Annotated in this window: 18 protein-coding genes; 15 read left to right on the top strand and 3 right to left on the bottom strand. The window is 73.0% G+C overall.

The features are described from left to right. Positions 1 to 34 precede the first annotated feature (34 nt). Positions 35 to 2281, top strand: a complete 2247-nt coding sequence (locus OHA98_RS17020) for an FAD-dependent oxidoreductase (RefSeq protein WP_266926691.1) — start codon at positions 35 to 37, stop codon at positions 2279 to 2281. 67 nt (positions 2282 to 2348) lie between these two features. Here the strand turns inward: OHA98_RS17020 and OHA98_RS17015 are convergent, their stop codons facing one another. Continuing rightward, positions 2349 to 3407, bottom strand: coding sequence for a phosphotransferase family protein (locus OHA98_RS17015; protein ID WP_266926689.1), 1059 nt, complete (start codon positions 3405 to 3407; stop codon positions 2349 to 2351). Between the two features lie 326 nt (positions 3408 to 3733). Between OHA98_RS17015 and OHA98_RS17010 the strand changes: the two genes are divergently transcribed. The 12 genes from OHA98_RS17010 (at position 3734) to OHA98_RS16955 (ending at position 17225) form a co-directional block, all read left to right on the top strand. After that, positions 3734 to 4783, top strand: a complete 1050-nt coding sequence (locus OHA98_RS17010) for a tetratricopeptide repeat protein (protein ID WP_266926687.1) — start codon at positions 3734 to 3736, stop codon at positions 4781 to 4783. Next, entirely contained in the window at positions 4783 to 5832 is a 1050-nt protein-coding gene (locus tag OHA98_RS17005; protein ID WP_266926685.1) for a polyprenyl synthetase family protein, read from the top strand. Before OHA98_RS17010 ends, OHA98_RS17005 begins: the two co-directional genes overlap by 1 nt. A 170-nt stretch (positions 5833 to 6002) precedes the next feature. Next, complete coding sequence (locus OHA98_RS17000) at positions 6003 to 6653, top strand: SUKH-4 family immunity protein (protein ID WP_266926683.1); 651 nt, start codon at positions 6003 to 6005, stop codon at positions 6651 to 6653. 472 nt (positions 6654 to 7125) lie between these two features. Continuing rightward, complete coding sequence (locus OHA98_RS16995) at positions 7126 to 8301, top strand: glycosyltransferase (protein ID WP_266926681.1); 1176 nt, start codon at positions 7126 to 7128, stop codon at positions 8299 to 8301. After that, a complete protein-coding gene (locus OHA98_RS16990; protein WP_266926679.1) occupies positions 8298 to 9788 on the top strand; it encodes an exopolysaccharide biosynthesis polyprenyl glycosylphosphotransferase in 1491 nt (496 codons plus the stop codon). Before OHA98_RS16995 ends, OHA98_RS16990 begins: the two co-directional genes overlap by 4 nt. Positions 9789 to 9790: 2 nt before the next feature. Next, complete coding sequence (locus OHA98_RS16985) at positions 9791 to 11149, top strand: O-antigen ligase (protein WP_266926677.1); 1359 nt, start codon at positions 9791 to 9793, stop codon at positions 11147 to 11149. Then, a complete protein-coding gene (locus OHA98_RS16980; RefSeq protein WP_266926676.1) occupies positions 11146 to 12927 on the top strand; it encodes a lipid II flippase MurJ in 1782 nt (593 codons plus the stop codon). The genes OHA98_RS16985 and OHA98_RS16980 overlap by 4 nt, the downstream gene beginning before the upstream one ends. After that, a complete protein-coding gene (locus tag OHA98_RS16975; RefSeq protein WP_266926675.1) occupies positions 12917 to 13765 on the top strand; it encodes a polysaccharide deacetylase family protein in 849 nt (282 codons plus the stop codon). Before OHA98_RS16980 ends, OHA98_RS16975 begins: the two co-directional genes overlap by 11 nt. Further along, positions 13762 to 14898, top strand: coding sequence for a glycosyltransferase (locus OHA98_RS16970; RefSeq protein WP_266926673.1), 1137 nt, complete (start codon positions 13762 to 13764; stop codon positions 14896 to 14898). The genes OHA98_RS16975 and OHA98_RS16970 overlap by 4 nt, the downstream gene beginning before the upstream one ends. Beyond that, positions 14895 to 15572 carry a lipopolysaccharide biosynthesis protein gene (locus OHA98_RS16965; RefSeq protein ID WP_266926672.1) on the top strand — a complete coding sequence of 226 codons (678 nt, stop codon included), beginning with the start codon at positions 14895 to 14897 and terminating at the stop codon, positions 15570 to 15572. The genes OHA98_RS16970 and OHA98_RS16965 overlap by 4 nt, the downstream gene beginning before the upstream one ends. After that, positions 15569 to 16717 carry a GNAT family N-acetyltransferase gene (locus OHA98_RS16960; RefSeq protein WP_266926671.1) on the top strand — a complete coding sequence of 383 codons (1149 nt, stop codon included), beginning with the start codon at positions 15569 to 15571 and terminating at the stop codon, positions 16715 to 16717. Before OHA98_RS16965 ends, OHA98_RS16960 begins: the two co-directional genes overlap by 4 nt. A gap of 226 nt (positions 16718 to 16943) precedes the next feature. Then, positions 16944 to 17225: a chaplin gene (locus OHA98_RS16955; protein WP_266926669.1), complete on the top strand. Its 282-nt coding sequence runs from the start codon at positions 16944 to 16946 to the stop codon at positions 17223 to 17225. A gap of 127 nt (positions 17226 to 17352) precedes the next feature. Here OHA98_RS16955 and OHA98_RS16950 read toward each other — a convergent pair whose 3' ends face one another. Both OHA98_RS16950 and OHA98_RS16945 read right to left on the bottom strand, forming a co-directional pair. After that, entirely contained in the window at positions 17353 to 18213 is an 861-nt protein-coding gene (locus tag OHA98_RS16950; protein ID WP_266926668.1) for a tyrosinase family protein, read from the bottom strand. Between the two features lie 19 nt (positions 18214 to 18232). Beyond that, the gene (locus tag OHA98_RS16945; protein WP_266926666.1) at positions 18233 to 18781 is read right to left on the bottom strand and encodes a tyrosinase family oxidase copper chaperone; all 549 of its coding nucleotides are present in this window, start codon (positions 18779 to 18781) and stop codon (positions 18233 to 18235) included. Between the two features lie 221 nt (positions 18782 to 19002). Here OHA98_RS16945 and OHA98_RS16940 point away from each other — a divergent pair, with 221 nt between their 5' ends. After that, complete coding sequence (locus tag OHA98_RS16940) at positions 19003 to 20280, top strand: cytochrome P450 (RefSeq protein WP_266926664.1); 1278 nt, start codon at positions 19003 to 19005, stop codon at positions 20278 to 20280. A 162-nt stretch (positions 20281 to 20442) separates the two neighbouring features. Next, positions 20443 to 21615, top strand: coding sequence for a glycoside hydrolase family 26 protein (locus tag OHA98_RS16935; RefSeq protein ID WP_266926662.1), 1173 nt, complete (start codon positions 20443 to 20445; stop codon positions 21613 to 21615). Positions 21616 to 21693 lie beyond the last annotated feature (78 nt).

The raw sequence follows: 21693 nt of genomic DNA, 5'->3' as shown, positions 1-21693 counted from the left end.
AGCAGGGATTCATGGAGAGAGGATCGTTCACGTCATGCGTGAAGAGACCGTGGACAGCGATGTCACCGTCATCGGCGGGGGCCTCGCGGGCGTCTGCGCGGCCATCGCCGCCGCCAGGCTGGGACAGCGCGTCGCCCTGGTCCACAACCGCCCCGTGCCGGGCGGAAATTCGAGCAGTGAGGTACGGGTGTGGGTGTGCGGGGCGACCGCGCACGGCACCCAGCGGTGGGCCCGCGAGACGGGCATCATGGGCGAGCTGTACCTGGAGAACCAGTACCGCAACCCGGAGGGCAACCCCTACTACTGGGACCAGGTGGTCCTGGACGCGCTGCGCGCCGAGCCGAATGTGTCGCTGTTCCTCAACACGGATGTCCGCGAGGTCGCGGCCACCGGTTCCGCCGCCGAGCGCACGATCACCTCGGTCACCGGGTGGACGATGGGCTCGGAGCGGCTGATCACCTTCACCGGACCGGTCTTCCTCGACTGCACGGGCGACGGTCTGGTCGGGCATCTGGCGGGCGCCGACCACCGCGTCGGCCGGGAGTCCCGGGAGGAGTACGGGGAGCGCTGGGCACCGGACACCCCCGACGGGGAACTCCTCGGCTCGACGATCCTCTTCTACACCAAGGACACCGGGCACCCGGTGAAGTTCGTGCCGCCCTCCTTCGCGAAGAACATCCTCGACACGCCGATTCCCGAGCACCGGCTGATCCGGACGGGCGACAACGGCTGCGACTACTGGTGGATCGAGTGGGGCGGCGAGCTCGACACCGTGCACGACAACGAGCGCATCCGTGACGAACTCTGGTCCGTGATCCACGGGATCTGGGACCACATCAAGAACTCGGGGAAGTTCGACGCGGACCAACTGACCCTGGAGTGGGTGGGTTCCCTGCCCGGCAAACGCGAGTACCGCCGCTTCCTCGGCGACCATGTGCTGACGCAGACCGAGGTCATGGCGCAGGAACCCTTCGAGGACCGGGTCGCGTTCGGCGGCTGGTCGATCGATCTGCACCCGGTGCAGGGCATGTACGCGACCAAGCCCGGCGCCCATCAGATCCATCCCGACGGGGTCTACCACATTCCGTTCCGCAGCCTGTACTCACGCAATGTCCGCAATCTCCTCTTCGCGGGACGCAACATCTCCGCCACCCACATCGCCTTCGGGACGACCCGGGTGATGGCGACGTGCGCCACGCTCGGCGAAGCCGCGGGAACGGGTGCCGCGCTCTGTGTACGGGACGGCGTCACCCCGCGCGAACTGGCCGCGGACCGGCGCCTCCAGCAGACACTGCTCCGTCAGGACGCCTCGCTGGTCGGGGTGCGCAACACCGACCCGGACGACCTGGCGCGGGCGGCGCGGGTGAGTGCGTCGAGCACCGTGGAGCGGCTGTCCGTCGAACCGGGACCGGGGACCGAATCGTATCCGCTGGACCACGACCTGGCCGTCGTGCTGCCGGTGGATCCGTCCCTCGACGGGTTCGAGCTGCTCGTCGACGCCGCCGCAGGCACCACCCTGCACATCGAGCTGTGGGACACGGTGCGCGGCGAGAACGCCGTTCCGGTACGTCAGTTGTCGGCACACGCCGTCGAGGTCGCGGCCGGGCAGGGCCAGTGGGTCACCGTTCCGCTCAGCTGGCACCCGGAGGAACCCCGCAACGCCGTCGTGATCGTCCGGGCGGACCCCGACGCCGCGCTGCGCCTCTCGGACGAACGGCGGACCGGGGTCCTCTGCCTCAGCCGCAGACTGCCCGACGAGCCGGATCCCGATCCGCTCATCCCGGTCACGCCGGAGGACGGGGCCGAGCTGGTCACCGAGTGGGTGGCGCGCGGGCTGCGCCGGCGCAGCTTCTGCTTCCGGGCCGGTCCGACAGCCGCGTACGCGCCGGTGAAGACCGTCGGCGGCTACCAGCGGCCCTATGCCGGACCGCAGTTGTGGCAGGCGGCCGAGGAGGGGGCGGCCTGGCTGCGGCTCGACTGGGACTCCCCCGTCGAGCTGGGCAGCGTACAGCTCGTCCTGGACGACGATGTGGATGAGTTCCTGAACAATCTGCATCTGCACCGCACGCGGTTCGAGATCATGCCGGAGCTGGCGCGGGACTACCGCGTCGAGGTGCTGGTGGACGGCGTGTGGCAGACGGTCGCCGCGGAGACGGACAACCGCCGGCGCCATCGTGTCCACCACTTCCCGCGGCGCCCGGCCGCCGCGCTGCGGGTGCGGGTGGACGCGACGAACGGCGCGCGGCACGCACGGATCGTGGGGGTCCGCGCCTACGCGTGAACCGGCCGGCGCGCGGGCGCCGCGTCGGCACGAGGTCCGGCAGGCAGTGCCCTGCCGGACCTCGCGGTCAGGGCCAGGGCCGTGTGTCCTGCGCGGGCAGCGGGCGCAGGCCCGGCCACCGGTGCGTCGCGCGCGCGAGGAGACCGGCGCACAACCGGCCGAGGCCGTGCAGGCGTTCATGGTCCGCGGTGAGTGCGGCGACCGCCCCCAGCCGGTGCAGCAGCCGCTCCCGGGCCGAGACGTACCCCCACAGGAAGTCCTCCGAGGGTACCCGGGCGAGGTGATCGGCCGATTCCCGGTGGGCCCGCTCGACCAGTGCGTCACCGCGGATCAGCCAGCCCGCGCAGGCGTCCGCGAGGTCGCCCGGTACATCCGTGCCGGTCAGCGTCCGCCAGGTGGAGCGGTAGACGTCCTCCGCCTCCGCGAGCGGCGCGGGCGCGACCGACATGGCGCACCAGCAGGTCGGGAACCCGATCCGCAGGTAGGCCAGTTCGACGAGTCCGTTCCCGAGCGAGGCCTGCTCGAAGTCGATGAAGCGGACTCCGGTGGTGGTGCGCAGGTCGTTGCCGGGGCAGGGGTCGCCGTGCAGCAGCGCGTGGTGGGGGGCGGGGTCCAGCCGGTCGAGCAGCGAGGCGAGTTCGTCCGGCACTCCGGGCGGCACGGGGACTTCGAGGGCGCGGGCGAACGCGAGGAAGGACTCGGCGTCCCCGGCCGTGGGACCGGACCACGCGGGCAGGGCGCCCGCGTCCCGCGGGCCGGTGAGCGCGTGCAGCCGGGCGAGCGAATCGGCGTACTCCGGGAGCCAGTCGGCGGCCGGGCCGAGCCCGTCCACGTACTCCAGGACCATCACCCGGCTCGGCGGGTCCGCGGCCAGCAGCGCGGGAGCGACGCCCGGCAGGGGCGCCCGCGCGGCGAGCCGCAGCGCGGTGGTCTCGCGGGCGAAGCGGGCGTCGGCGCCCCGCGCGGCGTCGCCGCCGTCGGCGATCTGCTTGACGATCACCCGCCCGCCGTCGCGGAGTCCGACCCGCCACACCCTCGTCCGGGGGCTGCTCTCCAGCACGGTGGATCCCGCGGGCGTGCCCAGCACCGCGCGGACCGCCTCGCTCATCGGCACCTGATTGCGCATGCGGTCAGCGTAGAGGCTCTCGTCCCCCGCCCCCCGACGGGAGCGCGCCCTCGCGTACGGCGTGACATGGCGCCGTACGGCGACGTTCCGTGGCGGAGCGTTCCCCCGGTGTCCCGAATCCGTGTCCCGGCAAGACATTTGAGGACGGCGAGCAACCCATCGCGCGCGGCTTCCGTCTTGATCCACGACAGGACGGACCGCCGCACAGGACACGTGGCGTCCACCCCCACCAGATTCCGGCTCCGGCCCACCTACCACTATGCACTTCATGTATACATCACATGCATAGCCGTGCTGGGGCCGGGCCGGACGCACGAAAGGCACCCATGCAGAGCAAAGCACTGGCGCCCGAGTACCAAGGTGCTCTCACCAAGATGTCGGTGAACTCCTCCTTGACCGATGTACTCGCCGAGGGCATCCGTCACTTGGCGGCCGCCGAGGCCTCCGGCTCGCAGGCGGAGGTGGCGCGTACCGGTCTCGCCGTGGCCGAGGCGCACCGCCGGCTCGGCCATGTGGCGGAGGCGGACCTGGCCTGGAAGGCCAGTTACCGCGCCGCGCGTTCGGCCGCGGACCTCGGGTCCATGGCCTGGGCGCTGTGGAGCGGCGGGACGCTGGCCCGGCAACGGGGCGCCCTGCGGCTCGCGTTCCGGCTGCTCGGGCTCGCCGCCGACATGGGCGAGCGCGGCGGGGATGTCGTCGCCCGCGGCTACTCGCTCGCCGGTCTCGCCGAGACGGGGCGTATCCAGGGCGACTACGGGACCGTCGCGGCCCTGCACGAGCAGTTGCTCGCCGAGGCCCGCGCACGCGGCGAGGCCCGGCACACCGTGTGGGCGCTGGAGGGCATCGCGCAGATCCACCGCAACACGGGCTCGTTCGACACGGCCCTGGAGATGTTCGAGGAGGCGGCCCAGCTGGCGCGGAACGCGGACGACTGGCGCGGCCGCGCCTGGGCGCTGCGCGGGATAGCCGACATAGTCTCCGTGCGCGAAGGGGACACGGAGCGCGCGCTCACCCTGCTCTCGGAGGCCGAGAGCACCTGCCGTGAGATGAAGCTGTCCAGCGCGCTCGCCTACAACCACAAGATGCGCGCCAACGTGCTCTTCCGTGCCGGCCGGTACGAGGAGGCCCGCGAGGTCTACGAACAGGCGCTCGCGGAGTTCCGCGAGATGAGCGAGCCGCGGGGCGAGGCCCTGGCCCGGCTCGGTCTGGTGAAGTCCCGCGCCCGGCTCGGCCGCGACGGGCACGAAACCGCCGCGGAACTGGACGAGCTGCGCCGGACGCTCAACCGGATCGGCCTGCTCAACGCCCGTGACATGGTCGACAAGGCGTACGCCGAACTCGGCGTGGCGCCGAGCGGCGACGGGAGCGGCCGGTGATGACCGCCCCTGTCACCCAGCCGGACACCGCGCCCCGGCTTCTGGCCCGTTGCCGCGACCTCGTACGTCCGGCGCTCTCCCGGGCCGTACAGCGTCTGCACCCCTGGCACGCCGGAATGGCCGCCTTCTCGCTGGGCTGGAGCGACGTGGACGGCAGCCCGCTGCCCGGCTCGCAGGGCAAGGGACTGCGCCAGGCACTGGCGGTGCTCGGCGCCGAGGCCGCCGGTGCGCCCGGCGAGGACGCGGTCGTCGGCGCGGTCGCCGTCGAGCTGATCCATACGTTCTCGCTGCTGCACGACGACATCATGGACGGCGACGAGACGCGCCGGCAGCGCCCCACCGTATGGAAGGCGTACGGCACCGGCCCGGCCGTTCTCGCGGGGGACGCGCTGTTCGCCCTGGCCGTACAGACGCTGGCGGACGCGCCCGGCGGGAGCGGTGCCCCGGCGGTGCGGCGGCTGGCCTCGGCGCTGAGCGACCTGGTGCACGGTCAGGCGGAGGACCTGCTCTTCGAGTCGCGGCCCTGGACGGGTACGGGTGCGGTGCGCCCGCACGAGTACCGGTCGATGGCCGAGAACAAGACCGGCGCCCTGCTCGGCTGCGCGGCCGCGCTGGGAGCCGAACTGGCCGGGGCGCCGGGCGGCACCGCCGACGCGCTGGACCGGGCGGGCCGGCACCTCGGGGTGGCGTTCCAGGCCGTGGACGACCTGCTCGGCATCTGGGGCGACCCGGCGACGACGGGCAAGCCGGTGCAAAGCGATCTGCGCCGCCGCAAGAAGACCTTCCCCGTCCTCGCGGCGCTGGCCTCGGAACACCCCGCCGCCCGCCGGCTGGGCACGCTCCTGGGCTCCGACGGACCGCTCGGCGAAGAGGCCTGCCGCCGGGCAGCCGGACTGATCGAGGATGCCGGGGGGCGTGCCGCCGCCCTCGCCGAGGCGCACGAGAACCTGGCGGCCGCCCGCGACTGTCTGGAGCGTGTTCCGCTCGCGCCGGCGGCCCACGAGGAGATCCTCGCCCTCCTGCCCTTCCTCATCCGGCGCACCGGGTGACGGCGCCGCACCCTCCGGATGCCGGCCCGCTGGGCACCGGCCCGCTCCGCACGGCCCCTTGAGCACCGCCGGGGCCGGATTCCCGGTCCGCGACGCCGCCTGAGATCATGGCGGGCGTCGCGGCCCGGGGTGTCCGGCCGGGACGGGCCGCGGCGGAGGGGACAGCGCGCATGATCTTCGAGGTCGGCGACGAGGAGCCGCGCCCCGGCGTGCCGGAGTCCCGCTGGGTACGGGCCTCGCCCGAGGTCCTCGCCGGCGTGGTGCGCCGGCCGCAGGACCTCCAGGCCCTCTGCGGGACGGGGTTTCCCCAGCGCCCGTTCGCGATGGCCCCGGCGCTCGCGGCGGACGACTGCACCGTGGGCGGGTCCCGCTTGGTGGACCTCGGCGACACGGTCGAGATCGCCGAACGCGAGTTCGGCGACCTGCTGCTCTTCGGGGCCGTACAGGGCTGGTACCTCTTTCTCCACCTCGGCGACGGCACGGTGTACGCCTACCCCGACGAGGTCGCGCTCTTCCCCGGGGACTTCCGCCCCGTGCACACGGACCTGTCGTCTCTCCGCCGCGTGCTGGAACTGCTGCTCCGCCAGCAGCTGAGCGCCGAGGGCGAGTCCGCCGAGAGCTGGGACACGCCGTACGCCGAACTCGCCCGCTTCACCGATCGGATCCGCGCCGAGTTCGCCGCCGCAGACCCGGGCGCGCTCTCCCCCGAAGGGCCCTGGCCCGCGTTCTTCCGCGATATCGAGGACGGCCTGTATTCCACGTACTACGCACGCCCTCCGCGCGCTTCGGCGGACAGGACAGCTTACCGGCCGAACGAATGATGCGCCTTACAGATATTGAGGCGAACGGCCGCAGGGAAGCCTCGCGAGAAGAGTGAAACACCGGCAGCGAAATGCGCCCCGCGTCCGGGTGAAAATGCTGCCACGACCTCCCCGCATCGCCCGGCGGAGCCCCGGGAACACTGACTCCAAAAGGCTCAACACACTCCGAACAGCGCTGGCCACGGGCTGCCATTCGGGTGTTCCCCGCGAGGACGCGTGAGCGAGTCACGCACGTCTTTCGGCCTCCGGTCTGTCAAAGTGCACTTCGTCTTTACTCACCGGATTGATTCCGAAGTTGACGTCACGGGACGTCACATCCAAGAAGTCGCGGAACGGCCTCACGGATGCGGTCTCTCCTACTCGGCTGTCCGTCCGCCCACCTCTTCGGCGGCCGGATCACCGTCGCCTGAAACTCCTGCCGCCGGGGCTTTTCGAGCCCGTACTCCGGTGGCACGTAAGAAGAGAGCCAGCCGTGCTGCAAAAGCGTTGCACTGAAGAAAGACAATTGACGGTCCTTCATTTGGTACAGCCGGTGGACGGTGGCGTGGCCCGGGTCGTCACCGACCTCGTCCGGGCGCAGGCCCGCGCCGGTCTGCGGCCGGTGGTGGCCTGTCCGCCCGCCGGACCGCTGGCCGCCGAAGCAGCGGCGGCGGGCGCGCTGGTCCACAGCTGGCCCGCGGTTCGCACCCCCGGCCCCCGGCTGGCCGGAGAGGTCGGCGCCGCGGGCCGGCTGGTCCGGGAATGCCGCCCGGACGTGGTCCACGCGCACAGCGCCAAGGCGGGTCTGGCCGGCCGTATCGCCGTACGCGGCCGGGTGCCCACCGTCTTCCAGCCGCATGCCTGGTCGTTCGAGGCCGTGGGCGGCCGCACCGCGGATCTCGCACTGAAGTGGGAACGCTTCGGGGCTCGTTGGGCCGACCACATCCTGTGCGTCAGCGAATCCGAGCTCCGCACCGGCCGAGAAGCGGGCATCACCGCCCGCTGGTCGGTGATCCACAACGGGATCGACCTGGGCCATTTCCGCCCGGGTGACCCCGCGGACCGCCGGTCGGCCCGCGCCTCCCTCCCGCTGCTGACCGGCGTCGCGGCCGGTGCCCCGCTGGTCGTCTGCATCGGCCGCCTGAGCCGGCAGAAGGGCCAGGACGTGCTGTTGCGGGCCTGGCGGCGGATGCGGATCGAGGGTGCCCGGCTGGTCCTGGTGGGCGACGGACCCGACCGGGACAGCCTGCTGGCCGCGGCCCCCGCCGGAGTGCTGTTCACCGGGGCCAGCGACGATGTGCGGCCGTGGATCCACGCGGCGGACGTCCTCGTCCTGCCCTCCCGCTGGGAGGGGATGGCGCTGGCTCCCCTGGAAGCCATGGCCTGTGGCCGGCCCGTCGTGATGTCCGACGTCAACGGCGCCCGGGAGAGCCTCCCGCCCGGGGACGAGGCGCACTGCATCGTGCCGCCGGAGGACCCGGCGGCGCTCGCCGCGGCGCTCACCGGCCTGCTCACCGATCCGGCGCTGAGGGACGCGCTGTCCCGCAGCGTCCAGCGTCACACGCGGGCGGCCTTCGATGTCCGGCGGACCGCGGCGGCGGTCGCCGGGATCTACCAGGAACTCGTCGGCTTGTCCGGCCCCACGATGAGGAAGCGCACCGAGCGATGACGACGGAGAGTGCACCGGTCCCCGGCGCCGCCCAGGCAACAGCCGTACAGGCACACACGGTTCATCCGCCGCGAAGGAGCGGAGGCCGCACCCGGGTGACGCGCCGCCCGCGCGGCGCGGGCCGGTACGGCCCCGTGGTGTGGCTCCTGCTCGCCGACGGGATCGCGGTGGGCGTCACGACGGCGCTGTTCTCCCCGGTGCCGTGGCCCTCGCCGTCGCTCGCCGTCCAGGCGGCGCTCCAGCTGACGCTGCACGCCCACCGGGGGCTGTACCGCCGGGGGCTGTCCCCCTCGGCACTGTCCGAGCTGCCCGCGCTCCTCGGCCTCGCCCTGCTCCAGTGGTACGCGACCGCCGAGGTGCTCGCGGCGTGGGACCCGCGTCACGCGATCAGCTGGTCGACGCTGGCCGCCGCTGCGGTGGCGCAGACGCTGCTGTGCGGGGCCGCACGGGCGGGGGCCCACCGCGCACGTCTGCGGTCCGGTGCCAGGAATCCCCGGCCCACCGTCGTCGTGGGTCACGGCACGACCGCCCAGCAGGTCACGGCGGCCCTGTTCGCCCACCCCGAGTACGGGCTGCGGCCGGTCGGCCGGTTCGTCCCCGCCGCCGCCCCGGACGAGGCGTTCACCACGCCCGCGCCCGGCGCCGTCCCCCTGCCCACCCTGGCGACGGTGGAGGAGGTGAGCCGTGCGGTCGTCCAGAACGGTGTGCGGCACGCGGTCTTCACCGCCCCGCCCGGGTCGACCCCCGAGGGTGCGGCTCTCTTCGGGCTGTTCGCCGGACACGGCTGCCGGGTCTGGCTGATCAACAGCCCCGGCACCGGGGCCGTCACCCCGCACCTGGCCCGGACCGGACCGGACCACCTGTGGGGCTTCGCCGCCTACGCGCTGCGCAGCACGGACCGGCGGCCCGCGGCCTACGCGGTCAAGAGGGCCATGGACGCCGTACTGGCCGCGCTGGCCCTGGTCGCGGTGGCACCCCTGCTGGCGGTCTGCGCCCTGGCGGTGCGGCTCTCCGACGGGCCGGGCGTCATCTTCCGGCAGGAGCGCGTGGGCCGGCACGGCCGGCCGTTCGTGCTGCTCAAGTTCCGTACGCTGCGGCCGGCCGACGCCCACGAGTCGGCCACCCGGTGGAACATCGCCGCCGATCAGCGTATGAGTGCGGCCGGCCGGCTGCTGCGCCGCACGTCGCTCGACGAGCTGCCGCAGCTGTGGAACGTCCTGCGCGGCGACATGAGCCTGGTCGGTCCCCGTCCCGAACGCCCCTTCTTCGTCGCACAGTTCAGCCGGGCCCATCCCGGCTACCAGGCCCGTCACCGGATGCCCGTCGGCATCACCGGGCTCGCCCAGGTGAACGGTCTGCGCGGCGACACCTCGATCGAGGAGCGGGCGCGCTTCGACAACCGCTACATCGAGACCTGGTCGCTCTGGCAGGACGCGTGCGTGCTCGCCCGTACCGCCGGTTCCCTGTTCCGGCTCGGAGGCAGCTGATCATGGCCGTCGCGTACCCCGCGGCTCCCGCCGCGCGCACCGTTCCCCGCGCTGCCGCGGACCGGTGGAGACACCAGTGGCCCCTGCTCCCGCTGGTCGCCGCCGTGCTGCTGCCGGCCGTCCCGGTGCCGGCCGCGGGACCGGCCGCCTGGCCGGACATCCCCCCGGCCGACATCGCCTCGGGCATCGCGGTACTCCTGTGCGTGGGACGCCTGCTGTACCTCGGGCGGCGCCCCCTCACCGCCGCAGCGGCCCTGGTCCTGGGAATCCCCGCCCTCGGTTTCGCCGTGGCGACGGTCACCGCGGCGGACCCGTCGGCCGCGCTGCCCGGACTCGTGCGCTACCTCCAGGTCTTCGTCCTGGTACCCGCCGCGGTGTTCCTCCTGATCAGGGACGCCCGGGGCTTCCGGGTCCTCACCGGCGCGCTCGTGCTGCTCGCCCTCGTCCAGGGCGTCACGGGAGTCCACCAGTACGTCACCGGCACCGGTGCCTCCTACCGGGGCGAGGAGATCCGGGCGGTGGGCACCTTCGGCCCGGGCGACATCATGGGGATGGCCACCGTCGTCGCCTACGGCCTGCTCGTGGCCACCGCCCACGCGCTGCGCACGCCCAGGGGCGCGCCCTCCTGGCTCCGGCCGTGCGCCGGCGTCACCGCTGTCGCGCTGACCGTTCCGCTCGCGCTGTCCTTCAGCCGGGGCGTGTGGATCGCGACAGCCGCGGCGGTCGTCGCCGTGCTCGTACTGACCGGCCGACGGCAGGCCACCCGCTCCCTCGCCGTCCTGTGCGCGGCCGGGGTCGTGCTCGTCGGAGGCTTCGGCATCGGTTCCGGGATGATCTCGCAGCGGCTCGACAGCGTCACCGAGGTGGCCTCGAACCCCGACCGGTCGGTCAGCGACCGGTACGCCCTGTGGGGGGCCGCGGCGGGGATGTGGAACGAGCGGCCCGCGACGGGGGTCGGCCTCAAGGGCTTCCCCGTACACCTCGACGGGCATGCCCCGATCGGACTGTCCGCGGGCAGCGACACCGAGGGCGCCGGCCAGGCGTACCGGAAGCAGGCGCTGCTGTCGCCGCACAACATGTACCTGCTCGTGCTCGCGGAACAGGGGCTGATCGGGCTCACCGCGGTGCTCGGCAGCTGGGCCGCGATCCTGGTCGGTGCCGTGCGCAGGCTCTTCCTCGCCCGGTCCCGGGGTCACGCCGCGGTGGACTGCGGGCTGGCCGCCGTCGGCCTGATGATCTGGCAGAGCGTCAACTTCCTGTACGCGGACATCGGCGGCCCGACGACCGTGCTCGGCGGAGTCGTTCTCGGGCTCGCCGCCTGGTGGGCACTGGCCGAACCGGAACAGGTGAGAGCCGCGTGAGCGATACCGGCACGGGAACGGAGGCCGGGCCGCGTCCCCTCCCGGAGAGTGCCCCCGGCACTCCCCCGGCACCCGAACGGGCGGCCGCACCCCGGCAGTCCGCCCTCCGGCGGGCCCACGTCTCCACCGGCTCGACCGCCGCCACCGCTCGTATCAGGACCGCGGGCGGTGCTCCCGGCACCGACGAGGGGTCCCCCGGGCTGGGCTCCTCCCTGGCCAGGGCCGCCGCCGCCACCGCCGCGCTGACGGTCGTCGGGGCCCTGCTCGGACTGGTCCGGGACCAGGCCATCGCCCGGTACTTCGGCGCGAGCGAGGCGAGCGACGCGTTCCTCATCGCCTGGACGGTGCCAGAGATGGCGGCGACCGTACTGATCGAGGACGGCATGGCCCTGCTCCTCGTCCCGGCCTTCAGCCTGGCCCTGGCCCGGCGCACGGCCGCACCCCAGGACGACGCCCCCACGGAGGACGCCGTACGGACACTGGTCGCCGGCACCCTTCCCCGGCTGTTCGCCCTGCTGGCCGGCGGCGCCGCGCTGCTGATCGCGGGCGCCCCCTGGGTCGTGGGCATTCTGGCGCCCGGTCTGGACGACCCCCGGCCGGCGGTGGACTGCACCCGGATCACAGCCGTCACCGTGCTCACCTTCGGCATCACCGGCTACTTCAGCGCCGCGCTTCGTGCCCACCGCAGCTTCCTGCCGCCCGCCGGGGTCTACGCCGCGTACAACATCGGCATCATCGGCATGACCCTGACGCTCCACTCGGCCTGGGGTGTCCGCGCCGCCGCGGCCGGGGTCGCCGTCGGCAGCCTGCTGATGATCCTGACCCAGCTGCCCGCCTTCCTCCGGCTGCTGCCGCGCCCGTGCCGCCGGACCGGGCCGTCCCGCGCCCGGCGTCCCCGCGTCATGAAGAGCGCCGCCCCGCTGCTGGGTGCCGCGGTCCTCGCCCCGGTTCTCCTGTTCGTGGTGAGCCGTCAGTCGCAGGTGCTCGTCGAGCGGTTCCTCGCCTCCACCCTGCCCGCCGGTGCCATCTCGCATCTGAACTACGCGCAGAAGGTCGCGCAGATGCCGATGGTGCTGTCCCTCATGATCTGCACGGTGACCTTTCCCGTGGTCGCGCGGGCCATGGCCGACGGGGACCGGGCCAGGGCCCGCCGCCGGGTCGAGAGGGATCTCGCCCTGGCCGCGACGGTCGTGCTGCTCGGCACGGCGGTCGTCCTGGGATACGCGCCCCAGATCATCGAAGTGCTCTTCCAGCGCGGCGCGTTCGGCCCGCGGGACACCGCCGCCACTGCAGAGGTCATGCGGGTCTACGCCGTGGGACTGCTCGGCCACTGCCTGGTCGGCGCGCTGAGCCGGCCGTTCTTCTCGGCCGGGCGGCCCACCTGGTTCCCGGCCTTCGCCATGGCCACGGGGCTCCTGGTCACCACGGGGGCCGGGTACGCCCTGACGTTCCGTTTCGGCGTCAACGGCATCGCCGCGGCCAACGCCCTCGGCATCAGCACGGCGGCGCTGCTCCTGCTGATGGGGCTCGGCACACGGGTGGTCGCGATCCGGGTCCGGACGGTCGCCGCCTCCCTGGGCCGGCTGGCGGGCGCCGCCGGCGTGGCGGCGGCGGCGGGCTGGGCCGCCGCGCCCGCGGTGACCGGCCCCGTGCGGAGCCTGGCCACGGGCTGTGTTCTGGTCCCCGTCGTGTTCCTGCTGGCCGGGCTCGTACTCCGGGCCCCCGAAGTGGTTCATCTGCTGGCTCTCATCCGACAGAGGTTCTCCCATGGCCGCTGACCCTTCGGCGCGTCGCGCCGACTCCCCTTTCTCCCGGCTCCGTCGGGCCGCGTGCGTCCAGCCCTGGATCCTCACCTATCACTCGGTGGGCGACGCGCGGCACGACCCGTACGGCATCACCGTCTCCCCCGGCCGGCTCGACCGGCAGCTGGCCTGGCTGCGCAGCAGGCGCCTCACCGGGGTCGGGGTCTCCGCCCTGCTGCGCGCGGACGCCGCCGCACGGCGGAGGCTGGTCGGGCTGACCTTCGACGACGGCTACGCGGACTTCGTCCAGGAGGCGCTGCCGCTGCTGCGACGGTACGAGTGCACGGCGACGGTCTTCGTCCTGCCCGGCCGGCCGGGCGGCTCCAACGAATGGGACCCGCTGGGCCCGCGCAAGCCGCTGCTCACCGCGCGGGAGATCCGCCGCGTCGCCGACGCCGGTATGGAGATCGGCTCGCACGGCCTGCTCCACCGGCATCTGACGGCGCTGGCGGACGAGGAGCTCCACGCGGAGACGCACCGCAGCCGGGAGCTGATCCACGAGATCACCGGCACCGCGCCGGAGGGCTTCTGCTATCCGTACGGCACGGTGGACCGGCGGGTGATGGACGCGGTGCGCGACGCGGGCTACGGCTACGGCTGCGCGCTCGCCCCCGCTGCCCCGCTCGGCGCGTTCGCCCTGCCCCGTACGCACGTCAGCCACGCGGACCGGGGTGTCCGGCTCCGGATGAAGGAGCTGCGGCACGCCTGGCGGTACGGCGGCGGGTACGGCCCGGAAAGCGGCCCGCGCGCACGGACGGGCCCGCCGGCCGGCGGCGGTGTCCTCCCGGCCGCTCCGACGGGCGGGCACCGATGAGGGTCCTGCACATCATCACCGGGCTCGGGGTCGGGGGCGCCGAGCAGCAGCTGCGGCTGCTGCTGCGCCATCTGCCGGTCCGCTGCGACGTCATGACGCTCACCAACCCGGGTGCGGTGGCCGCGGGCCTGCGGGCGGACGGTGTGCGGGTGGCGCATCTGGGCATGGGCGGCAACCGGGACGTCACGGCCGTGGGCCGGCTGACCCGGTTCATCCGCGCGGGCGGGTACGACCTCGTCCATACGCACCTGTACCGTGCCTGCGTCTACGGGCGGATCGCCGCGCGTCTGGCCCGGACCCGCGCCACGGTCGCCACCGAGCATTCGCTGGGACGGGCGGAGATCGAGGGCCGCCCGCTCACCCGTGGTACCCGCGCGCTCTATCTGGGGACCGAACGGCTCGGCTCGGCGACGGTGGCCGTCTCCGCCACCGTCGCCGGGCGGCTGCGGGACTGGGGCGTACCCGCCGCGCGCATTCACCTCGTGCCCAACGGGATCGACGCGGACCGGTTCCGCTTCGACGCCCGGGAACGGCGTACGACCCGGGCGCTGCTGGGCGTACCCGCCGACGCCTTCGTGGTCGGCGGGGTGGGCCGGCTGGTGCCCGGCAAACGCTTCGACGTACTGGTCCGCGCGGTCGCGGCGCTGCCCGGCGCCCGGCTCCTGCTGGCCGGGGAGGGGCCCGAGGCCGAGTCGCTGCGGGCGCTGGCCGGCCGGCTCGGCGCCCTGGACCGGATCCGCTTCCTCGGCGCGTGCGAGGCCGACGGGTCCGGTCCCGCTCCCGGCGTCGCCGCGCTGCTGAGTGCCATGGACGTGTTCGTCTCGGCGTCCCGCGAGGAGTCCTTCGGGCTGGCGGCGGTCGAGGCGCTGGCGGCCGGACTGCCCGTGCTGCACGGTGCCTGCCCCGCGATCGATGACCTGCCCGCCGACCGCGCCCCGGGAGCCGACCGCTTCACGGGCGGTGCCGGGGAGCTGACGGCGGCCCTGCGGCACCGGATACGGACCGCCGCACACCGGCTGCCGCCGCCCCCGGCCGTCGCCCACTACGACATCAGGCGCAGCGGCGAACGCCTCCTGGACATCTACACGCACGCCCTCGACACCGCCCCACCGACCTGGAGAGCACACTCATGACCGAGTCGCCCGAGAAGCAGCCGCCCGCCGCCGGACCCGACCGCCGGCGGCGCGCCCTCCCGCGCCGGCCCCACTGGTGGCCCCTGCCCGTCTGCATCGTGCTGGGCGCGGCGTGCGGACTCTCCTACGGACTGCTCAAGTCCCCCGAGTACGCCGCCACCAGTTATGCGTTGGCGGTGGCCGAGGAGGGCTCCGATCCGGCGGCCGCCATCGGCTACGCCCAGTCCTACGGCCGGCTCGCCACCAGTGACGCGACCCTCTCGTACGCCCACGGGGCCGCCGGGGAGCCCGTGGCGGCCCTCCGCTCCCAGGTGGCCTCGGAGACCTCGCCCGACTCGCCCATGATCGCGGTCACCGGCACCTCGGGCGATCCGCGCCGGGCGGCCGACATCGCCAACGCGGTCATCGAGGCCATCGTCGTCAGCAGTGATCACGTCGCGGCGGACACCGGGGTGAAGCTGATCAAGTTCACCCACGCCATGGCACCGGACCGGGCGGTCTCCCCCTCCGTTCCGGTCGGTACGGCCGTGGGGGCGAGCGCGGGCGGACTGTTCGGCGGGCTCGTCCTCCTCGTACGGCCCCGCCGGAAGGGCTGGACCGTCTCCGCCCAGGTTCCCGGACCCGCGACCGCCGGTGAGCCCGTCGCCCCGGGCGACCGCGGGCTCGTACGATGACCGCCCCCGCGCCCGGCGGCCTCTCCGTGACGCTCTGCCGCGATCCCCGGGAGTTCGGCGCGCTCGGCGGCCAATGGGACGCGCTGCACCGCCGCTGCGCCACGGCCACGCCCTTCCAGAGCCACGCCTGGCTGCACTCGTGGTGGCTCTCCTACGGTCAGGAGGGCCGGCTCCGGGTGGTCCTGGCGCGTCGCGGCGGCCGGCTGGTCGGCGCGGCCCCCCTGATGCTGGTGCACCGGCCGATGCCGCTGCTCGTGCCGATGGGCGGCGGCATCTCCGACTTCTTCGACATCCTCGTCGACGAGGACGAGGCCGGCCGCGCGGCGTCGGCCCTGGCTCGCGGGCTCGACCGGGCCGCCCGGCACACGGTGATCGACCTGCGCGAGGTGCGGCCGGACGCGTCGGCGCAGCTTCTGTTCGGGATGTGGCCGGGGGCCAGGAGCCGGCTCACCGACTCGACGTGTCTGGAACTGCCCGCCGAGCCGGTCGACGTACTCGTCCGGCGCATGTCCAGCGCGCGCCGTCAGCGGGTGCGGTCCAAGCTCCGCAAGGCCGACGCGCTCGGGATCGTGTGCGAGCCGGTGCCCGAGCACGGGGTGCCCGCCGCGGTCGGCCGTCTGCTGCGGCTGCATGAGCTCCAGTGGCGCGGACGGAGCGTCAACCCGGAGCACCTCACGGCGCGCTTCCACGCCCATCTGGTGCGTGCCACCCGGCGGATGGTGCGGGACGGCGAGGCATCCCTCACCGAGTTCCGGATGGGGGGCGAGGTGGTCGCGGTCAATATGGCACTGCACTCCGGCCGTCTGACGGGGGGCTACCTCTACGGGGCGCATCCCTCGCTCCGGGACCGGAAGGTGGACATGGCGACCATGCTGTTGCGCGATGTGGCGGGGCAGGCCGCCGGTACCGGGCGCGATGTGCTGAGCCTGCTGCGCGGATCGGAGCAGTACAAGAGCCACTGGCAGCCGGTCTCCGTGGTCAATCAGCGGCTGCTGCTGGCCCGTTCCGCTCTGGCTCCGCTGCTGCGGCTGCGCGAGTCGCAGGTGACCGCGCGGGAGCTGGCGGCACGGACCGTGGAGGCGCACTTCCCCGCCGCCCGGGACTGGCACGGCCGGCTGACGAACCTCGCCGCCGTCGGACGGTGACGCGGTCGTCGGGCCTCCGGTGACGGCGCCCGCGGCCGACGCTCGGTGGAGGCACTCGGCGCGGGCGCGCCGGAAGGCACACCGGCGGGCGCTCCGGGAAGGCGGTCCGAGCAGGCCGGAGATATCACCTATGCGTTGATCCGTTACCGTCTGCCGACTTTCGCGTTGTCAGTGAATGCGGGGCCTCGTGCTCCGCGGCCAACCGCAATACCCACAAGGAGTACTGATGTCGCGTATGACCAAGGTTGCCGCCGTGATGGCGGGCACCGGTGCCCTGATCGCCGGCGGCGCCGGCCTGGCGTCCGCCGACGCCGGTGCGTCGGGCGTCGCCGCCCACTCCCCGGGCGTCGCCTCGGGCAACGTCGTCCAGGTCCCCGTTCACGTGCCGATCAACCTCTGCGGCAACACGATCAACGTGATTGGGCTGCTCAACCCGGCCTTCGGCAACACCTGCGTGAACGCCTCCGGTGGCCACGAGGACAACGGGGCATACGGCTACGGCCACTGATCCCCACCACCACCACCGGAACGGCCGGTCTCCCTTCCGCCGGCGGAAGGGAGACCGGCCGTTCCCTGTGCCCCGCGCGGCCGTTGCCGACCCGGTCCTCCCGGGCCCCGGCTCCGGAGGCGGGCTCTCACACGTAGCGGTAGAAGCGGGTGTGGTCCAGGAGCTGCGAGGGCGCGACGTCCCACGGCGGCATCCGGTCGTCCAGGCCGAACACCCGGCCGCGCTGCACCCCGGGGGACGCCGGCTTCCTGCCCGGCAGGTAGGCGGAGCCGGGATGCGCCTGCTGCCAGCGTGCCCAGAGCAGGTCGATGAAGGCGTGATGCAGCCAGAAGACCGGGTCGTCGGGCGAGGCGGCCCCGGCCATGGGACCGCCGACCCACTGGTGCACCCGGTTGTGGTTCGCCACCGGGCGTGAGTTCATGATGCCCCAGCCCTCGATCCGGTTCCGGAAGCCTGTCCCGCTGACGCTGTTCCACGGCTCCGCGTCGTAGACCGGGTCGCTCAGCGCCCGGTCCACGTCCTGCTTGCTGGGCAGCGTGACCGGGTTCTCGGGTCTGCCGAGGTTGCGGGAGAGGAAGCGGTCCTCGGTCGTGCCGCCGCTGGTGGGCCAGTTGCCCCGCGCGTACGCGAACGCTCCGGTCGTGACCTGCCGGTCACCGGCTCTGCCGTTGCCGCCGAGGAAGTCCTCCGCCCACAGGGAGGAACTCGGGGTGTTGTCCCGGGTCCAGTCCCAGTACGGAACCGACACCCCGGGATCGACCGCCTGGAGGGCCCGTTCGAACTCCAGCAGGTACCTCCGGTGCCAGGGGAAGAAGGACGGTGTCATATGCGCGGGCCGGAGCCGGTTCTCGGTGTCGGACACGTAGAACTCCTGGTGCATGACCACGAACTCGTCGTACCGTCCGGAACGCTTGAGCCGCAGGATCGCGTCGACCAGCCGCCTCTTCTCCGTCCTGGTCAGATCGCGCTGGTTCTTTCGGTTGTACACCGGTACTCGTCCTCCTGGATCACATGCTGTGGGTGGAAGGCAGGGACAGCTGGGCGCGTCCCAGTTCGTCGACCGCGGCGCGGGCCGTCTCGACCAGCGTCGGGAAGGACTCGTAGTGGTTGATGTGGCTCAGATAGGTCCCGTCGGCGCGCCTCATGATGTGCAGCGGTCTGCCGTCGACACGGACCTCGATGTCCCGCAGGGCCGCGACGGCATGACCCGCGTGCACCGGCGCCGCGGGGGCGTCCGCGGGCACCTCGGCGGTCGATGTCCCCCGGATCTCGCGGCCCCGGTACATCTCGGCGAACCGCTCCGCGCGCGGCCGGGCCTCCGGTTCCGGCCGGGCCCCTGTCATGGTCCCGGCCTGCGAAACGGGGCCCGCGCCCGACTCCGCCCCGGCGCCCGGGGCGGGGCCGGGACCGGGTGCCGGATCGCCGTCAACGACCGGCGCGAGCACCGCGGCCGTGCCCGCGACCATGCCGACCGTGAACGCGGCACGCAGAACGATGCGACGGGTCGGGACACGCTGCTGGGCCGGGGGAACGCTCGGTTCCGTGGTCAAGGCCATGGGATGGCCACCTTCCTCTCGTTGGCTCTTCCGGGTGTCGCGGAAGTCGAAGCCGGCAGCGGGCCGCCACCGGTGCGGTCGCCGTCCGGACGCCGCGCGCCCGCCGGGTGTTCCGGCAATCGCGTGATGTGCCGGGGCAAGAGCCCCTGTCCCCCGCGTCGTTCGCGGGCCAGCGGGTCCCGGGCCGGAACATGGCCTGCGAACTCGTGGAGGTGGTGGGCATGAACGTTCCGGCACAGCTGTCCGGGGACCGGGTACCGCGCCTGGAGGAGGTGAATCTCGCCGATCCGCTCTTCTGGCGTCTTCCGCGCCCGGAGCGGCTGCAGGCATTCGCGCTGCTGCGGGAGCTCGACGCACCGGTGGAGTTCACCCCCCGTCCGGGTGCCTCGCGCACCTTCGGCAGCGCCTTCCACGCGCTGGTGAAACACGCGGACGTACGGGCCGCCAGCCGCAATCCGCAGATCTTCGCCAGCGCGCCCGGGGCCACCGCGCCGGAGCCGGCGCGCTGGGCGCGCGCGGTGTTCGGGAACTCCATGGTCAACATGGACGGTGCCGAGCACGCGGCCATGCGCCGGATCGTTTCCCGGTCCTTCACCCCGCGGCTGCTCGCAGCCGCCGAGGAGAACATCCACAAGGCCGCCCGGCGCCTGGTGGACGAGGCGACCCGTGAGGTCCCCGGGAACTTCATGCCGTCGGCCCCCTCCCGGCTGCCGCTGGAGGTCATCTGCGACCTGATGGGTATCCCGGGGCACTGCCGTCCGGGGATCGCCGAGCAGATCGATCACGCCTCGGAGCACGTCGGTGTCGCACGCCGGGGCCGCGCCCGGCTGCGGGTACCGGGCCGCGGTCTGCGTTCCCTGGCCCGCATGCAGCTCGTGATGGCGAGGCTCGCCCGTGAGCGCCGTCGCCGCCCCGAGGACGATCTCGTCTCCGCCCTGGTCCGTGCGGACATCGACGGCGAGGCGCTGTCCTCGCGGCAGCTGGGGGCCTTCTTCTCCCTGCTGCTCGTGGCCGGTGTGGAGACCACCCGTAACGCCATCGCCCATGGACTGTCCCTGCTGACCCTTCATCCGGACCAACGCGAACTGCTGGAATCCGACTTCGACCGGCACATCGACGGCACCGTGGACGAAATTGTCAGGCATTCGACACCGATCATCCAGTTCCGCCGGACCGTCACGGCGGAATACACCCTGGGTGGACGCACATTCCTCCCCGGCGACAAGGTCGCCCTCGTCTACGCGTCGGCCAACCGCGACGGAACCGTATTCACCGACCCCGACTCCTTCGACATCACCCGCTCTCCCAATCCCCACCTGGGATACGGCGGAGGCGGTCCTCATCACTGCCTCGGCGCACACCTGGCACGGCTGGAGATGAAAGCCCTGCTGCGAGAACTGCTCACCAGGAAGAACGTCTTTCGGCAGGTGGGGGAAACGGAGCTCGTCGATTCGAATTTCGACAACCGGGTACGGTCCCTGCCCTTCACCCTTCAGTAGCCGAACCCGCCGCCGAAACCCTTCCACCAGGGATTCACTTGAATGGACCGGCCGAAACGCCAGAAATCATCAATGGCACATTCGCACCCTGTGGTAACCGATGATGAATCTTCCTATGACGGCCGACCGGCCGGAGTTCCACCGGAGCCAGGAGGAGCGGTCATGCCCGCAAAGCGCCGTCTCATCAGTGCGTGTGTCGCGGCCGCGGTGCTCAGCGTCCTGGCCGGTGGCGGAATCGCCGGGCAGACCCCGTCGGATCCCGATACGGCCGACGGCGCCGCCCCGGGCCCGGCGGGCTCCGCGGGTACCGCGCACGGCGCGTATCTGGACTACGGACCGGCCGGGGTACGGAGAATGGCGGGCCTGTCGCGCTGGCTCGGCGGAGCGGAGCTGCGCGCGGGTCACACTTACCTGCCGGGCGATCTCTGGGTGAACATCGAGGGCCGTCCGGATTTCCTGCGTTCCTGGGCGGCCTGGCGGCAGGCGGAGGACGACCGGATGTTCGTACTCAACACACCCATGCTGGAGCGGAACGAGGATCGTGTTCCGGATTCCGAGGTCCGCACCATGCTGCGCGCGGGGGCGGCCGGGGACCACGACGGGCATTTCCGGAAGCTGGCGGAGCGACTGGTCTCCCTGGGCATCCCGGACACCGTGATCGTGCTCGGCTGGGAAATGAACGGCACCACGTACACACATCGATGCGCTCCCGACCCCACGGCGTGGAAGGCGTACTGGAGGAGCATCGTCACCGCCATGCGCGAGGTACCGGGCCAGCGGTTCCGCTTCGATTTCGCGCCGAGCAGAGGCCTGGACGCGATTCCCTGGACCGACTGCTATCCCGGCGACGACGTGGTGGACATCATCGGTATGGACTCCTACGACCAGCCCCCCGGCGAGTCGTTCGACGAGCAGGTCGATACCCCCTACGGGCTGCGGAAGCACGTCGACTTCGCCGCGGCGCACGACAAGCCCATCTCCTATCCGGAGTGGGGGCTCTTCCGCAACGGCGACAATCCCGAATACATGCGCCGCATGCTCACCTGGATCGATGAGCACGACCCGGTGTACCAGACCGTCACGGACTACTGCCCGCACGGCGTGTGGCAGTGCGCGGACAACCCCGAGTCGACGCGGGTGTACCGCTCCATGCTCGCCGCGATCGCGGGGCCGGAAACCCCGGGCGCCCCCGCTCCCACGCCCACCCCTGACCCCGTTCGGCCGACACCTGTCGTGCCCGCTCCCGATCCCGGGCGCAGATGGTGCATCACGCTTCCCTTCGGCGACTGGTTCGGCCACTGGCTCGGGGAACGCAGGATCTGCGTGCGCTACTGACCGGCCCGGGGAAGCGGACTCGAATCCGCCGGCCGCGGGCCGCCCCCTCGACCACGCTCGTGCACATTCCCGGGTGAA

The organism is Streptomyces sp. NBC_00654, assembly GCF_026341775.1.
Classification (GTDB): Bacteria; Actinomycetota; Actinomycetes; order Streptomycetales; family Streptomycetaceae; genus Streptomyces.
The sequence above is the reverse complement of the archived record's forward strand: the minus strand, read 5'-3'. Positions and strand labels throughout refer to the sequence as shown.

What these genes read in the sequence shown, in the direction of transcription:
- OHA98_RS17020 (WP_266926691.1), top strand. Translation starts at nt 35, where the DNA reads ATGCGTGAAGAGACCGTGGACAGCGATGTCACCGTCATCGGCGGGGGC.
- OHA98_RS17015 (WP_266926689.1), bottom strand. Translation starts at nt 3,407, where the DNA reads ATGCGCAATCAGGTGCCGATGAGCGAGGCGGTCCGCGCGGTGCTGGGC.
- OHA98_RS17010 (WP_266926687.1), top strand. Translation starts at nt 3,734, where the DNA reads ATGCAGAGCAAAGCACTGGCGCCCGAGTACCAAGGTGCTCTCACCAAG.
- OHA98_RS17005 (WP_266926685.1), top strand. Translation starts at nt 4,783, where the DNA reads ATGACCGCCCCTGTCACCCAGCCGGACACCGCGCCCCGGCTTCTGGCC.
- OHA98_RS17000 (WP_266926683.1), top strand. Translation starts at nt 6,003, where the DNA reads ATGATCTTCGAGGTCGGCGACGAGGAGCCGCGCCCCGGCGTGCCGGAG.
- OHA98_RS16990 (WP_266926679.1), top strand. Translation starts at nt 8,298, where the DNA reads ATGACGACGGAGAGTGCACCGGTCCCCGGCGCCGCCCAGGCAACAGCC.
- OHA98_RS16985 (WP_266926677.1), top strand. Translation starts at nt 9,791, where the DNA reads ATGGCCGTCGCGTACCCCGCGGCTCCCGCCGCGCGCACCGTTCCCCGC.
- OHA98_RS16975 (WP_266926675.1), top strand. Translation starts at nt 12,917, where the DNA reads ATGGCCGCTGACCCTTCGGCGCGTCGCGCCGACTCCCCTTTCTCCCGG.
- OHA98_RS16970 (WP_266926673.1), top strand. Translation starts at nt 13,762, where the DNA reads ATGAGGGTCCTGCACATCATCACCGGGCTCGGGGTCGGGGGCGCCGAG.
- OHA98_RS16965 (WP_266926672.1), top strand. Translation starts at nt 14,895, where the DNA reads ATGACCGAGTCGCCCGAGAAGCAGCCGCCCGCCGCCGGACCCGACCGC.
- OHA98_RS16960 (WP_266926671.1), top strand. Translation starts at nt 15,569, where the DNA reads ATGACCGCCCCCGCGCCCGGCGGCCTCTCCGTGACGCTCTGCCGCGAT.
- OHA98_RS16955 (WP_266926669.1), top strand. Translation starts at nt 16,944, where the DNA reads ATGTCGCGTATGACCAAGGTTGCCGCCGTGATGGCGGGCACCGGTGCC.
- OHA98_RS16945 (WP_266926666.1), bottom strand. Translation starts at nt 18,781, where the DNA reads ATGGCCTTGACCACGGAACCGAGCGTTCCCCCGGCCCAGCAGCGTGTC.
- OHA98_RS16940 (WP_266926664.1), top strand. Translation starts at nt 19,003, where the DNA reads ATGAACGTTCCGGCACAGCTGTCCGGGGACCGGGTACCGCGCCTGGAG.
- OHA98_RS16935 (WP_266926662.1), top strand. Translation starts at nt 20,443, where the DNA reads ATGCCCGCAAAGCGCCGTCTCATCAGTGCGTGTGTCGCGGCCGCGGTG.